At 61.3% G+C, this 13,546-nt stretch carries 14 protein-coding genes; 7 read left to right on the top strand and 7 right to left on the bottom strand.

Features of this window, described 5'->3' with window-relative positions:
- Positions 1 to 2 precede the first annotated feature (2 nt).
- Genes msuE through CJ178_RS15480 form a run of 3 tightly spaced genes read right to left on the bottom strand, consistent with a single transcriptional unit; the run spans position 3 to position 2,148 of the window.
- Positions 3 to 566 (bottom strand): FMN reductase, encoded by a 564-nt coding sequence (gene msuE, locus CJ178_RS15490; RefSeq protein ID WP_045064822.1) that lies wholly within the window; start codon positions 564 to 566, stop codon positions 3 to 5.
- An 8-nt stretch (positions 567 to 574) separates the two neighbouring features.
- A complete protein-coding gene (locus tag CJ178_RS15485) occupies positions 575 to 1,633 on the bottom strand; it encodes an LLM class flavin-dependent oxidoreductase (protein ID WP_033237011.1) in 1,059 nt (352 codons plus the stop codon).
- Between the two features lie 11 nt (positions 1,634 to 1,644).
- A complete protein-coding gene (locus tag CJ178_RS15480) occupies positions 1,645 to 2,148 on the bottom strand; it encodes a MarR family winged helix-turn-helix transcriptional regulator (RefSeq protein ID WP_092803581.1) in 504 nt (167 codons plus the stop codon).
- A 118-nt stretch (positions 2,149 to 2,266) separates the two neighbouring features.
- Between CJ178_RS15480 and CJ178_RS15475 the strand changes: the two genes are divergently transcribed.
- The gene (locus CJ178_RS15475; protein ID WP_095887070.1) at positions 2,267 to 3,529 is read left to right on the top strand and encodes a vWA domain-containing protein; all 1,263 of its coding nucleotides are present in this window, start codon (positions 2,267 to 2,269) and stop codon (positions 3,527 to 3,529) included.
- Here CJ178_RS15475 and CJ178_RS15470 read toward each other — a convergent pair.
- Positions 3,519 to 4,142 carry a TetR/AcrR family transcriptional regulator gene (locus tag CJ178_RS15470; RefSeq protein ID WP_095887069.1) on the bottom strand — a complete coding sequence of 208 codons (624 nt, stop codon included), beginning with the start codon at positions 4,140 to 4,142 and terminating at the stop codon, positions 3,519 to 3,521. The two genes, CJ178_RS15475 and CJ178_RS15470, sit on opposite strands and share 11 nt — an antisense overlap.
- A 161-nt stretch (positions 4,143 to 4,303) precedes the next feature.
- Here CJ178_RS15470 and CJ178_RS15465 point away from each other — a divergent pair, with 161 nt between their 5' ends.
- The gene (locus tag CJ178_RS15465; RefSeq protein ID WP_257013192.1) at positions 4,304 to 5,428 is read left to right on the top strand and encodes a phosphotransferase family protein; all 1,125 of its coding nucleotides are present in this window, start codon (positions 4,304 to 4,306) and stop codon (positions 5,426 to 5,428) included.
- Positions 5,413 to 6,525 (top strand): hypothetical protein, encoded by a 1,113-nt coding sequence (locus CJ178_RS15460; protein WP_257013191.1) that lies wholly within the window; start codon positions 5,413 to 5,415, stop codon positions 6,523 to 6,525. Before CJ178_RS15465 ends, CJ178_RS15460 begins: the two co-directional genes overlap by 16 nt.
- Positions 6,526 to 6,533: 8 nt before the next feature.
- Here CJ178_RS15460 and CJ178_RS15455 read toward each other — a convergent pair whose 3' ends face one another.
- Positions 6,534 to 7,592, bottom strand: coding sequence for an alpha/beta fold hydrolase (locus tag CJ178_RS15455; protein WP_095887066.1), 1,059 nt, complete (start codon positions 7,590 to 7,592; stop codon positions 6,534 to 6,536).
- 89 nt (positions 7,593 to 7,681) lie between these two features.
- On the bottom strand, positions 7,682 to 8,509 hold the full coding sequence (locus tag CJ178_RS15450; RefSeq protein ID WP_045064808.1) for an SDR family oxidoreductase: 828 nt from the start codon (positions 8,507 to 8,509) through the stop codon (positions 7,682 to 7,684).
- A 70-nt stretch (positions 8,510 to 8,579) separates the two neighbouring features.
- Here CJ178_RS15450 and CJ178_RS15445 point away from each other — a divergent pair, with 70 nt between their 5' ends.
- The 4 genes from CJ178_RS15445 to CJ178_RS15430 are packed head-to-tail and all read left to right on the top strand — an operon-like array spanning position 8,580 to position 12,575.
- Positions 8,580 to 10,157, top strand: a complete 1,578-nt coding sequence (locus tag CJ178_RS15445; protein ID WP_033237029.1) for a methylmalonyl-CoA mutase family protein — start codon at positions 8,580 to 8,582, stop codon at positions 10,155 to 10,157.
- Entirely contained in the window at positions 10,157 to 10,585 is a 429-nt protein-coding gene (locus tag CJ178_RS15440) for a cobalamin B12-binding domain-containing protein (protein ID WP_095887999.1), read from the top strand. The genes CJ178_RS15445 and CJ178_RS15440 overlap by 1 nt, the downstream gene beginning before the upstream one ends.
- The gene (locus tag CJ178_RS15435) at positions 10,570 to 11,526 is read left to right on the top strand and encodes an LLM class F420-dependent oxidoreductase (protein ID WP_033237003.1); all 957 of its coding nucleotides are present in this window, start codon (positions 10,570 to 10,572) and stop codon (positions 11,524 to 11,526) included. The genes CJ178_RS15440 and CJ178_RS15435 overlap by 16 nt, the downstream gene beginning before the upstream one ends.
- Positions 11,523 to 12,575, top strand: a complete 1,053-nt coding sequence (locus CJ178_RS15430; protein WP_095887065.1) for a CaiB/BaiF CoA transferase family protein — start codon at positions 11,523 to 11,525, stop codon at positions 12,573 to 12,575. The genes CJ178_RS15435 and CJ178_RS15430 overlap by 4 nt, the downstream gene beginning before the upstream one ends.
- Positions 12,576 to 12,577: 2 nt before the next feature.
- Here the strand turns inward: CJ178_RS15430 and CJ178_RS15425 are convergent, their stop codons facing one another.
- A complete protein-coding gene (locus CJ178_RS15425; RefSeq protein WP_179300760.1) occupies positions 12,578 to 13,495 on the bottom strand; it encodes a LysR family transcriptional regulator in 918 nt (305 codons plus the stop codon).
- Positions 13,496 to 13,546: the final 51 nt, after the last annotated feature.

The following is a 13,546-nucleotide window of genomic DNA, read 5'->3' as shown; positions in this document are numbered from 1 at the left end:
AACTAGGCGGAAACCGATGTGTGATCCGCGAGCAACCTGGCTACCGGAAGAACGTCCTTGACGGCCATGTCGATACGTTCGAATACCTCAGGGTTGAGGATGGTCGTCCCGTCGAAATCACCGGCGCTGAGATAGATGCCGACAGGAGCCGTCCATGCTTGGAAGAACGCAAAGAGTGGCCGCAGTGCCTGGTCGAGAACCAGTGCATGCCGATCACTTCCACCGGTTGCCGCGAGAATGACAGGCGTGTTCGCGAGAGCATATTGATCGACGAGATCGAAGAAATGCTTGAACATTCCGGTGTACGAACCGCGGAACACAGGCGACGCCGCAATCACGATGTCTGCGTTTTCGACCGCGTTCAGCGCGTCGGCGGTGGCTGCGTCGACGTGGTCACGATCGAGTGCGCCGGCCAAGCCGGGTACCAGATCCACGATCTCGATCACCCGAGCGTCGACTTGCTCGACATCTCCCATCGTCTCGATGACGAGGTCGACCAGTGCCCGGGTTTTCGACGGCCGGGACATGCTGCCGACAACGGCAACAACTTTCAGGGGTGTTGTCATGAGTTGTCCTACTTCTCGGTTGGTGTCAGGGATTCGATTTCCTTGCGGACGACGGGAGCGACTTCGGTGCCCAGGATCTCGATGGCTCGGAGCATGTCCTTCTGGGGAACGTTGCCGAAACCCATCTGGATCATGATCCGGTCGTGGTGAAACAGTTCGTACTGCGCCATTGTCTTGTCGATGATCTCTTGCGGACCACCGAGGAAGAAGGCTCCGGCTGTTGTCGCCTGCGCTTCGTATGCCCTGCGCGGCATGGGAACTCCATTGCCACGCTGGTGGTGGTTCTGCATCCAACCGGCTTGGAAGTACGGGTACGACGTATCGAGAGCGGCCTGCTTCGACGTGTCGACGAAGCCTGGCGACGCAATCGAAACCTTCAGGTTCTTCGGGTCGTGGCCGAACTCCACGGCGGCCCGGCGGTACAGGTCGACAAAGGGCTCGAACTGCTGGTAACTACCGCCGATGATGGCCAGCGACAACGGAAGTCCCAGCTTGGCTGCCCGAACTACCGACGCCGGGGTGCCGCCGACAGCGATCCACACCGGGATCTGACGGTCAGGCCGAGGTGTTACGTCACCGTCGACGAGGCTGGGACGCAGGTGTCCCTCCCACGTGATCGGATTCTCGTCCCGCAGTTTCAGGAGCAGATCGAGCTTTTCGGCAAAAAGCTCGTTGTACTGGGACAGGTCGTATCCGAACAGTGGGAACGATTCGGTGTAGGACCCGCGTCCGGCGATGATCTCCGCTCGTCCCTCGGACAGGAGGTCGAGCGTCGAGAACTGCTGGAAGACGCGGACCGGATCGTCTGAGCTGAGTACGGTGACAGCGCTGGAGAGTTTGATGGAGTCGGTGGCCTGCGCCATCGCGGCGAGCACCACAGCGGGCGACGAGACCGCGAAGTCCGTCCGATGATGCTCGCCGACTCCGAAGACGTCCAACCCGACCTGGTCGGCAACGGTTGCCTGCTCCACCAAATGTCGAAGGTGGACACCGGGGTTCATCGTCTTGCCGGTTTCGGGGTCGGGCGTGAGTTCGCCGAAATGGTAGATGCCGAGTTCGAATGCCATGGTGATTCTCTCTATCGTGTCGTGGGGGTGATGGGGAGGCGCGTGCCGCCGACATCACAGGTGTCAGTTGTTGTGGTGTGGTGAGCCGCGAGGCGGCTGAAGAAGCGATCGAGGACCGGAAGTTCTTCCGCTTCGACCAGGTCGGCGAAGTACTCCGCTATTCCGCGCGAATGAATGGCAGATGCGGCTCGCAGAGTTTCCTTGCCTGCGGGCGTCATCGAGACCGTGACGACCCGTCGGTCGGCGTCGGGGCGCACCCGCTCTACCAGTCCGGCGTTGACTAGTCGATCCGCGACTCGGGTGACGCCACTGGTGGTAACCAGGACTTGCTGGGCGAGGTCGCCCATACGCAGTGAATTGCCGGGGGCTTCGTGCAGTCGCAGCAGTACGTCGTACTGACCGAGCGTCAGCCCGGTGCTTGCGCGCAGGTCAGCCTCCATTTTTCCGAGGATGACGCTGTGCGCGACGACAAGATTGCGCCACACCCGGCCGCGCGTCCGTTTGTCCTGGTCCATCGCCCGCGCTCCTCGATTTATTTGCTTACGCAAGTATTGCTTACTCAACTATTACGCCGGGAGTGTGGAATCTATTCCCGAACGCTCTGAGAGGTCCGGATCTCGATAGTGTTCCCGCATGGAGTTGGTACGCGGAGCGAACACAACGGTCGACGGACACACGCTGAGAGTGGCGGTGACGGGTGCCGCCCCTGGCAGCGTCGACCTGATGGTTTTCCAGCTCGACGGCAACAACAAGGTCCGCAGCGACGCGGATTTCATCTTTTTCAATCAGCCGAATTCGCCGGAAGGTGCGGTACGCCTGAGCGACGGAGGAGTTGTCGAGATCGACAGCGCCGGCGTGCCGGCCGACATCATGATGCTCAGCGTTGCGGTCGCGCTCGACGGCAATGTGTCCGGTGCTCTTGCCGACGTGCCGCAGTTGGGGGCCATGGTTGATCAGGCAGGGGGCGATCAGGCAGGCGGTGAACGGATCGCTGCCCCCGCGCTGGGCTTGACCACCGAACGGGCGGCTGTGCTGGTCGAGATCTACCGCCGCGGTGAGGCATGGAAGATCCGCAACGTCTCAGCCGGGTGGGACGGGGGATTGGCGGACCTGGTAACGACTTTCGGGGTCTCGGTAGACGATGAGCCTGCAGAAGCGTCGACGGACGGTATTCGCAGCGTTCCCGACGAAGCCAAGCTGTCGATGGTCAAGCGCGAGAAGCTCGACCTTCGTAAACGCGAAGTCGCGAAGGTGCTGTTGACCAAGGGCGGCAACGGAATCCGCGCCCGCGTGATCCTGGTGATCGACAAAACCGGCAGCATGAGCAAGCAGTACAGGTCGAAGGTGGTGCACCGGGTCGTCGAGCGAATGGTCCCCGTCGCGATTCAGCTCGACGACGACGGCAAGCTCGAGCCGTACCTGTATGCGGTTGGCTTCCGCAAACTTCCGGAGATATCGGTGCACGACGCCGAATCCTGGTCGGAGGAATACCTGCACCTGCGCGGATCGCACGGCGGATTCGACTACGACGCGATCGGTGCGTCCAACCGCGAAATTCCGATCATGACGGAAATCGTCTCCGGCTTGCGCTCCGGTACGGCGCCAACGCTTGTCCTCTTCTTCACCGACGGAGGATTCACCGAGCGTCGGGAAATTACGGCTCTGATGCGCGACGCGTCGGCGCTACCGGCGTTCTGGCAGTTCGTCGGGATCGGCAAGGCCAAGTACGGAGTGCTCGAGAAGCTCGACGACATGGACGGGCGAGTGGTCGACAACGCCGGGTTCTTTGCCCTCGACGACATCGATTCCGTTTCCGACTCCGAGCTCTATTCACGGTTGTTGAGCGAATTCCCGGACTGGCACAAGAGTGCCGTCGCAGCCGGAATCACGAGATAGCGTCTCGCGGTTCGAGTGCTTCGGCGATGAAACGTAGAGCGTCGTCGAAGCTGCCGGTGTTATCCGTGTTGTCGGCTGCTGGCGGCCGCGAGTACTGAACCGATGAGATATACACGGCAGCAGCTGTCTGAGCGAGAAAATGGGCCGAGAAGTCCGTGCGCACTTCGCCGTCGACGATTCCGCGATCGAGTAGTCGACGGATTTGATCGTGGAACTGCTCGGTGCGTTCGGGACTGATCTGTTCGCGCGCCGGGTCTCGCTCGAGTTCGCCGGCGCGGAGGTACTCCCTGAATCTGTGCGTTGCGTCGGTGACGTCTTCGAGGACGAGGCGAATCCGTTCATTTGTCGTCATTTCACGCTCGAGCAGTCCGTCGATCAGAACGCCCAGCTTCTGCATGTGGCCGTCGTGTAGTGCCGAGACCACCGCATCCTTGCTGGGGAAGTAATTGAAGAACGTCGCGCGCGAGACATCGGCTGCCTCGGCGAGGTCGTCGATCGTCGTACCTGAAACACCCCTTGCGGCAAACAACGTGCGGGCTGCGCTCAGGAGTCGCTGGCGTGTCTCGTACTTGTTGCGCTCGCGGCGTGAGAGCGGCATCTGTTCGTCGGTCATCAATTCTCCCGAAAACCTTCCACAAAACTAAACTCAAGTCTATATTTGGCCTGCAGTACAGAAAGTTTAGCCCAATCACGGAACTTTTGACGCTGCCGGCGATTTTCTCGGAGTCGAAGATGCGGCGCGAACGTGAATCAAGTGAAGGAAGGCTCCCTGAAGTGACAACGAGCATGCCGGACGACGTGGAAGCGTCGATCACCACAACGGAGACCGACCTCGAGGTTGTCTCTGCGCAACTCGAAAAGTGGCTTGTCGGAACGCTCGGCGCCGCCACCGATGTGCGTGTGTACAACGTGAGCAGGCCGGCCCATTCGGGAATGTCCAGTGTCTCAGTGCTGTTCGATCTGGACTGGACCGAGGAAGGAGCCCCGCAGTCGGCACAGTTGGTGGCGCGACTGGCACCTGAGGTCTCGGCATTTCCTGTTTTCCCCACGTACGACCTCCAATATCAGTTCGACGTCCTGACCGCGGTACGCGAGCGAAGTGACGTGCCCGTCCCGCACGTTCGCTGGGTCGAGACCTCGTCGGAAGCCCTCGGGACCCCATTCCTGGTCATGGACCGAGTGACCGGCGCAGTCCCGGTGGACAACCCGCCCTACGTATTTGGTGGATGGCTTCTGGAATCGAGCAGTGAAGACCAGGCGCGTGTTCAGTCGAGCAGTATCGATATTCTGGCGCGGATTCACGGAATCGGCGCAGAACTGCCCTTTCTGAGTGGCATGTCAGGCCTGTGCCGACACTTCGAGGGCGAGCGTGCATACTACGACTGGACCCGCCGCGACGACGGACTACGAATCCCGCTGTTGGAAGCTGCTTTCGAATGGCTCGAAGCCCACTGGCCGAAAGAGCCGAGTGCAGATGTGTTGTGCTGGGGTGACTCTCGGGTTGGCAATATCATGTTCCAAGGGACCACTCCGGTCGCGGTCCTCGACTGGGAATCAGCAGCCGGGGCGCCGCGCGAAGTTGATCTCGGTTGGTTCATATTCTTCCACCGTCAGTTCCAGGACCTGGCGGAACAGTTCTCCATGCCCGGATTGCCGAAGATGTTCCGACGCGAAGACGTAGTCGCACAATACGAGCAGGCGACGGGTGTGACGGTTCGTGACCTCGACTTTTATCTGGTGTACGCGGCGTTGCGGCACGGAATCGTCATGTCACAGATCGCTCGACGTCGAATCCACTTCGGGGAGATAGAGGCTCCGGAGAATCCCGACGAATACGTACTGCATCACCGCATGCTTGCAGACCTCATCGATGGAACCTACGAATGGGACAAGAAATGAAGCCGATCGATCTGGACGAATACCCAGTGCACCAGGCGCCGCTGTCCATGGCGCGCGTTGCCAGCACGGACCGCAATTTCTACGACCGATGCTACTTCAACGCCCACGACCGCACCGGGGACGTCTTCCTCGTGACCGGACTCGGGGTGTACCCCAACCTCGGCGTCGTCGACGCATTTGCCACCGTCCGCACCGGTGATACGCAAGTGGCAGTGCGGTTTTCGGATGCGCATGACGGTGCATCGACCAAAACCGAAGTGGGTGGGTACCGGGTCGAGGTGATCAAGCCGCTGCAGACCTTGCGGGTTGTCTGCGAACATGAAGACCTTTCCTTCGACATGACATGGGAGGGTGCCTTCGATTCGGTTCTCGAGGAACACCACACTTTGATGTCGGGTCCGCGAGCGATCCTCGACGCCACCCGCTTTGCGCAGGTCGGAAGCTGGTCCGGCACGATGAGCGTGCGCGGCACCGATATTGCCGTCGATCCGGCAGTCTGGACGGGAAGTCGTGACCGCTCGTGGGGGATCAGACCCGTCGGCGAGCCGGATCCAGCGGGCCGCATGGGCGACGAGCCCCCCGGCGGTCACTGGTGGACGTATGTGCCGCTTCGATTCGACGATTTTGCGCTGATGATCATCGTGCAGGAAAGCCCCGACGGCTACCGCACTCTGAGCCACGCGACGCGGACCTTCCCGGACGGACGAGTCGAGCAATTGGGTTGGCCGCGTACCGAAATCGCGTACCGACCCGGGACCAGGCATCCCGAGAGCGCACGTATTCACCTGACTACGCCGGCCGGTGAGGCTCTGGTTGTCGATATCGACACCATCGGATTTGTTGCTCTCAACGTCGGTGCCGGCTACGGCGGCGACAGCGACTGGACGCATGGAGAATGGCGCGGCCGTAACTGGAGCTCGTCGTCGGTGTACGACCTCACCGACCCGGCGATCGTTGCCAAGCTTCCCTACGGAACAATCGACCACATCGCGCGGGCAACCTGCAACGGGTCCGAGGGGTGGGGCATGTTCGAACACGCCGTCATGGGGCGCCACGACCCGTCCGGCTTTGTGGGTTGGCTCGACATGGCGAAGTGAACGTGTATCTAGAGAGCCGTAACCATCTGCTGGGTAACGTCTTTCAAGAAGCTGTCGATGTGCGCCCAGGTGGAGTTCTCTGACGTCGGGCCGGCCACAATGCCGAGGTGGCTTCCCGGCACCTCCTCGAATCGAACGGACGGTGATCCGGTCAGGACCGACCGGATTGCCGCCACCGAGGCGGCGGGTGCGATGACATCGGATGTTCCGCCGATGGCGAGTACCGGCACATTCAGTTCGGACAGGTCGATGCTTCGGCCTCCCAGAACGATTGTGTTCTTGTACAACCCGTTTCCCAGGATGAGTTGCCTACAGATCTGCCTGAATGCCCGCCCGGGGTAGCCGGGCATGTCCGCCATGAAGGTGTCGATCGATTCCATGCGGGCAAGGGTCTCGGTGTTGTGCAGGTTCTTGGCGATGAACCACGGCTTGAGTAGTTCCCGTTGTGGCGCGGTCACGCGATAACTAGCTTGCACCAGGGGAGCAGGAAGCCCGCCGATCAGATCGGTGGCCGTCGTGAGTGGGCGATCGCCGGTGTATCCACCGATCAGCCGAAGTGGGCTGATTGTGGGAATTTTGGTGTAGTCGACCGGGGTGCCGATCGCTGTGATCGACGCTATCGGCAGGTCGGAGTGAGCCGACGCGGTCAACAGCGTCATGGTTCCACCGAGGCTCCATCCGATGACGGAAATGTCTGTGCCGTCGTGCAATTCGGAGACCGCGCGTATGGCGTCGGGGATGATGCCGTCGATCCAGGATTCAAATCCCATGTGCCGATCTGTGTATTGCATCGTTCCGTAGTCGAGCGCGTACGGCGTATGTCCACCTCGAACGAGATGGGAAGCGAGACTCTGGCCGGGCCGGAGATCGTAACAATATGCGGGGACAGCCAACGGGGGCACCAGGAGTACGGGTCGTCCCTGGATTTCTCCGAAGCGGTACAGATCGCGGTGCGGACCTTCGGAGATCAGGGTGGACGGGGAGTGCCGGCGCCCTTCGATGCCGTCGCCGAAGGTCAGACCCCACGCGTTACGTGCACTCGTGATCAAACGCCTCGTATCCAACACAGCTGTCCCCTCGCAGTCGGCAGCCGTGCTTCGGCCACAACGAGTGTATGTTACCTACGATCACATACACCCGCTGCAGTGTGTTCGAATCAGTCCAGGAACAGATCAAGCTGCGGATTGTCGCCGCCGCCGTAGACCGACAGGTCCGTGATTCCCGACTCGATGAGTACATCGGCGTCGATGAAGCAGTTGCCGGTGGTCTTCGTGGACGGCTGGGAGAAGATCTCGACGGCTGCGTCGGCCATGATTTCCGGACTACGTGACGAGGACAGCAGGCTGTCTCCGTCGGCCATGTTGGCGACCGCTGCAGTGGCGATGTACGTCTGTGGCCACAAGCAATTCGCGGCGATGCCGGCGTCGGCAAATTCTGCCGCAAAGCCCAAGGTGAGCAGGCTCATTCCGTACTTCGAGAGCGTGTATGCGGGGTGCGCGCCGAGCCAGTACGGGTTCATGTTCACCGGTGGTGCGATGGTGAGGATGTGTGCGTTTTCCGACTCGCGCAGGTGTGGCAGGGCGGCCTGTGTGAGTAGGAACGTGCCTCGCGAATTGATTTCCTGCATGAGGTCGTACTTCTTTGCCGGCAGGTTTTCCGTGCTTTCGAGGGCTATTGCACTCGCATTGTTGACGCAGATGTCGACGCCACCGAAATTCTCGACCGCGACGGCGACAGCGCGCCTGGCGTCTTCTTCTTTCCGGACGTCGCCGACGACGGCAACGGCCTTTCCGCCGGCAGCTTGGATGCCTTCGACGGCTGTGTGCACGGTTCCCTGAAGTCTCGGGTGTGGTTCGCCTGTCTTGGCGAGCAGAACGACGTTCGCTCCGTACTTGGCTGCTGCGGTGGCGATGGCAAGGCCGATTCCACGGCTTCCGCCGGAAATGACCAAGGTGCGATCGGTGAGTGCGTTCTGGCTGGGCATCGTTCTCCTAAGTTCTCGTTCTCTGGAATGGTATTGGCATTCTCATTTTTTGCAAGTACCGTATTCAACGATGAACGACTTCACGGAAACCTCGTCCGGCATCCCTCTCGCTCCGGTCTACGGACCGGAGGACAGGACTGTCGATCCGCCCGCACCGGGCGCGTACCCCTTCACCCGCGGCAACTTCTCCTCGGGATATCGAGGGCGCTTGTGGACTTTTCGGCAGTACTCCGGGTTCGGCACCGCGGAAGAGTCCAACGCTCGCTATCGCTATCTCCTCGCGCAAGGCGGCACCGGACTCTCGGTTGCCCTCGACCTGCCCACCCAATGCGGCTACGACTCCGATGACCCAGAGGTCACCGAAGAAGTCGGGCGCGTCGGTGTAGCCGTCGATACCCTTGCCGACGCGGAGGTGCTGTTCGAGGACATCCCGCTCGACAAGATCAGCACCAGTTTCACGATCAACGGAACGGCCGCGATTCTGCTGGCGTTCTATGTGGCTGCTGCTGAACGCAAGGGTGTTCCGCGGGAGAAGCTCACCGGGACAATCCAGAACGACATCCTGAAGGAATATGCCTCCCGAGGTACGTGGATCTGGCCCCCGGAGCCGTCGCTGCGGTTGATTGCCGACACCATCGAGTTCTGCGCTGCCGAGGTGCCCAGGTTCAATGCAATCTCGGTGGCCGGAGCGCACTTCCGTGATGCCGGCGCCACCGCCGTCCAGGAGATGGCCTTCACACTCGCGGACGGTGTCACCTACTGCGACACAGTGGTCGAGCGTGGACGCATGACCATCGACGAGTTTGCGCCGCAGATTTCGTTCTTCTTCTACACGCACGGCGACTTCTTCGAGGAGATCGCCAAATATCGTGCCGGACGCCGTCGTTGGGCCACTATCGTCCGGGAGCGTTACGGCGCCACCACCGACAAGGCGTCGATGTTCCGCTTCGGTTGTGTCGCCGGTGGCGCGTCGCTGTACGCGCCTCAGGCGCAGAACAACCTCGTGCGTGTGGCGTACGAGTCCATGGCGTCGGTACTCGGCGGCGTCCAGTCCATGTTCACAGCGGCCTGGGACGAGCCCTTTGCCCTTCCCAGTGAAGAGTCCGCAACGCTGGCCCTGCGTACCCAGCAGATCCTCGCTTACGAGACCGGAGTGACGCGGGTGGCCGACCCGCTCGGTGGGTCCTACTTCGTCGAAGCCCTTACGGACGCAACGGAAGAGCGACTCATCGAGATCATGGCGGATCTCGAAGCGCACGGCGGCATGGTTCGAGCCATCGAGGACGGCTACCTGCAGGGGCTGATCGCCGATGAGGCCTACCAACTCCACAAGGACGTCGAATCGGGCGTAAAGCCGGTTGTCGGTGTCAACCGGTTTGTCTCCGAGGAACCCGCGCCGGAGATTTCGACTTACGAGCTCAACGCCGAAGGGCGTGAGCTGCAACTGAAACGGCTCGCGAGGGTCAAGGCGGACCGTGATCCTGACGAGGTGGCGAGGTCACTGACGGCACTGTCCCGAGCAGCGGAAGGAACGGACAATCTGATGCACAAGTTGATCGACTGCGCCAACGCGTACTGCACAGTCGGCGAGATGGTTTCGTCCCTCAAGGCAGTATGGGGCGAATTCCAGCAGCCGGTGGTGTTCTGATGAGCGCCCGCGTTCTTGTTGCAAAGCCAGGCCTCGACGGCCATGACCGTGGTGCCAAGATCGTCGCACGAGCGTTGCGCGACGCCGGATTCGAAGTTATCTATACCGGTATCAGGCGGACGGTCGAAGACATCGTCACCATTGCGCTGCAAGAAGATGTGGCCGTTGTCGGACTCAGTATTCTCTCCGGTGCCCACGTCGCGCTCACAACTCGAACCGTCGAGGCCCTTCGGGCTGCGGACGCAGGAGACATCAAAGTTGTTGTAGGAGGCACAATCCCGCAGTCGGATGTGCCGCGCCTGCTCGAGGCCGGTGCCTCGGCAGTGTTTCCCACCGGCGCTTCACTGGAAGAACTGGTCAGCGGAGTACGCGCATTGACTGAAACATCGGCAACAGCAAATCTGGAGGAACCGTGCGCATCGGAGTGATGATCGGCCCCGAGCGGGGCGACTCCGCGAAGAAGGTCGCCCGCATGATGGCGGACGTGGAGTGGGCAGAGGCCGCCGGTCTCGACAGTGTCTGGGTGCCGCAGGTTCCCAGCGACTTCGACGCGTTGACGGCTGTGTCCCTGATGGGCACGCGGACGTCGAGAATCGAAATCGGCACAGCCGTGGTTCCGCTGCAGGCACAACATCCGATTGCACTGGCGCGGCAAGCGCTCTCGGCTCACGCAGCAACCGACGGGCGGTTGGCGCTCGGTGTCGGTCCGTCGCATCACTGGATCATCGAGGACATGCTCGGCTTGCCCTACGACAAGCCGGCCGGGCTCACCCGCGACTACCTCGAGGTCCTTGCCGCTGCCCTCAACGGCCCCGGTCCGGTAGACGTGGAGAACTCGACGTTCACGGTGCACAATCCGCTCGAGATCGGTCCCGTATCTCCGATGCCAGTTCTGGTTGCCGCTCTCGGACCAGTCATGCTGAAGATCGCCGGCGAGCGCGCCGACGGAACCATACTGTGGATGGCAGACCAGCGTGCGATCGAAGATCACGTCGTTCCTCGGATCAGCAAGGCAGCAGCCGACGCCGGCCGTCCCGATCCGCGCATCATCGCCGGCATCCCGGTCTGTCTGTGCAGTCCGTCCGAAGTCGACAAAGCGCGCGAGCGAGCCAACCGGATCCTCGGTGAAGCCGAGGTGTCGCCGAACTATCAGAAACTCTTGGAAAAGGGTGGCGCCAAGGACATTGGTGATCTGTGCGTTGTGGGTGACGAGAATGCGATACTCGAGGGATTCCGCAGCTACGAGGCTGCCGGGGTTACCGATCTTTCGATGCGACTACTCCCCATCGGTGACAACCGGGACGAGCTGATCGCCTCCAAATACCGGACGCGCGAAGTGATCGCACAGATCGCAGCGGAGTTCCGGTGACCTCCGGGCCGCTGGCAGGCATCCGGATCCTCGAGATCGGGCACATGCTCGCCGGACCGTACGCGACCATGATGCTGGCTGATCTCGGCGCCGACGTCATCAAGATCGAACCGCCGAGCGGAGACATATCGCGCCAGGTCAGCGATTCCTACTTCGCGAGCCTCAATCGTGGCAAGCGGAGTATCTGCATCGACCTCACGACAGAGGCCGGGCAGGCGCGTCTCGGCGAATTGGTGGAGGAATCCGATGCGCTGCTGGCAAACCTGAAACCGTCGGCCATCCACCGGTACGGCCTGACCTACGAGGCTCTGCGTAAATGGAACGAACAAATCGTATGCGTTGCACTCACCGGATTCGGGCTGGCCGCCGGTGACGATCCTGCCTTCGACTACGTCATTCAGGCAGCAACCGGCGTAGCTTCGCTGACCGGTGACCCGTCCGGTCCGCCGACGCTTCCCGGATACTCCTCGGCAGACAATTCCTCCGGGCTTACTGCGGCTCTTGGACTTCTGGCGCAGATCGTATCGGGTAGTGGGGGACAGGTCGAGGTGTCGTTGCAAGACGTCATGCTCTCGCAGCTCAACTATCGAGCGTCGTCCTACCTCAACGACGGTGTGGAGCCGCGTCGACTTCCTTCAGGCGCGCATTCGTACTATGTTCCCGCTCAACTATTTCCGACGGCAGACGGACACCTCGCACTGTTCATCACACACGACGGTTTCTGGCGCTCGTTTGCCGGCGAAGCCGGCATCGTGGGATTCGAGACGATGGCTGAGCGAGCTGAGCGCAGAGACGAGGTACTGGGCGCCGTTACCGAAGTGTTGGCCACGGACACCGCCGCCAACTGGGAATCTCGCCTGCGCCCATTAGGAGTGCCCGCATCTGCAGTGCGTTCACTACCGGATGCGCTGAATGCCATTCCGGAGGCGATAGTGACCGCCGGGGACTACCGTCTGGTCGGAAGTCCGATCCGCGTCGCTGGTTACGAACCCGAGTACGGCCCGCCGCCCCTGCTCGGTGAGCACGGGGACATTCCTGCTCGCATTTGACGTCACGCCGGCCGTGCACCGAGCTCGAATTGCGCTACTTGCGGAAAGTTGTCCGTGAAATATTCTCGCGCAAGGGATTTGAATGCGTGCACGGTCGGGGGAACCGAGTGACTTCGGTTGATGACTCCGATCTTCGTGGGAATCGGGGGATTGATGGAGTCGATTCGAAACCCCGGCAAGCCGAGTACCGATACTCGGTCTGCAATCGTGGAACCCAAACCCATTCGTGCCATGTCCACGCGTGACTCGAAATTCTCGCTCTCGATGCAGACCTTCATCTGCAATGACTGTTCGATGAAGATACGCTCCAACCCCACCCGCACAGGGCTGCCCGCAGACGGTGCGATCAACTCCAACTCCGCGACGTCTGGCCAACTGAGAACTCTCGGCGGGCAGTCGTCGGCAGTAGCGGCGCTCAGCACCACCAGTTCGCTCTCGTACAAGACCTGGAAGTCGAGCCCGGGTAAACGTCCGCCGATCCGGCAGAACCCCACGTCGCACTTGCCTTGATCGACAGCGCCGAAGACCTCCTCGTCGGTCATCGGATCCGTGACGTCGATGGAGACCAATGGGTACTTCTCGTGAAAGCGGCGCACCAACTCGGTGGTCGTACGCATGAACGTCCGGCGTGTGGCGATCCGCAATGCACCCGTCGTGACGCCTTTGATGCTGTCGACGACGGAATTCAATTCGCCGAGACTGTGCAACACTCGCCGGGCTGAATCGACAACTCTGGCGCCGTCCACGCTCACTTCCGCCCCGCGCGGGGTCCGAACGAAAATCTTGAGCTCTAGTTCCTTCTCGAGCTTCGCGATGGCATTGGACAGTGCCGGTTGAGTGAGGTGCAAAGACTGTGCGGCGCGGGTGAAATGGGCGTAGTCGGCAACGGCGACGATGCAGCGGAGTTGCTGTACTTCCATGCGCGCGAGTCTACCTGCCGGGATGTCGTGTCCCGGCAGGTAGAACGGTGC

Source organism: Rhodococcus sp. ACPA4 (assembly GCF_002300185.1).
In the GTDB taxonomy this organism is placed as follows: Bacteria; Actinomycetota; Actinomycetes; order Mycobacteriales; family Mycobacteriaceae; genus Rhodococcus_F; species Rhodococcus_F globerula.
The sequence above is the reverse complement of the archived record's forward strand: the minus strand, read 5'-3'. Positions and strand labels throughout refer to the sequence as shown.

What these genes read in the sequence shown, in the direction of transcription:
- msuE (WP_045064822.1), bottom strand. Translation starts at nt 566, where the DNA reads ATGACAACACCCCTGAAAGTTGTTGCCGTTGTCGGCAGCATGTCCCGG.
- CJ178_RS15485 (WP_033237011.1), bottom strand. Translation starts at nt 1,633, where the DNA reads ATGGCATTCGAACTCGGCATCTACCATTTCGGCGAACTCACGCCCGAC.
- CJ178_RS15480 (WP_092803581.1), bottom strand. Translation starts at nt 2,148, where the DNA reads ATGGACCAGGACAAACGGACGCGCGGCCGGGTGTGGCGCAATCTTGTC.
- CJ178_RS15475 (WP_095887070.1), top strand. Translation starts at nt 2,267, where the DNA reads ATGGAGTTGGTACGCGGAGCGAACACAACGGTCGACGGACACACGCTG.
- CJ178_RS15470 (WP_095887069.1), bottom strand. Translation starts at nt 4,142, where the DNA reads ATGACCGACGAACAGATGCCGCTCTCACGCCGCGAGCGCAACAAGTAC.
- CJ178_RS15460 (WP_257013191.1), top strand. Translation starts at nt 5,413, where the DNA reads ATGGGACAAGAAATGAAGCCGATCGATCTGGACGAATACCCAGTGCAC.
- CJ178_RS15450 (WP_045064808.1), bottom strand. Translation starts at nt 8,509, where the DNA reads ATGCCCAGCCAGAACGCACTCACCGATCGCACCTTGGTCATTTCCGGC.
- CJ178_RS15445 (WP_033237029.1), top strand. Translation starts at nt 8,580, where the DNA reads ATGAACGACTTCACGGAAACCTCGTCCGGCATCCCTCTCGCTCCGGTC.
- CJ178_RS15440 (WP_095887999.1), top strand. Translation starts at nt 10,157, where the DNA reads ATGAGCGCCCGCGTTCTTGTTGCAAAGCCAGGCCTCGACGGCCATGAC.
- CJ178_RS15425 (WP_179300760.1), bottom strand. Translation starts at nt 13,495, where the DNA reads ATGGAAGTACAGCAACTCCGCTGCATCGTCGCCGTTGCCGACTACGCC.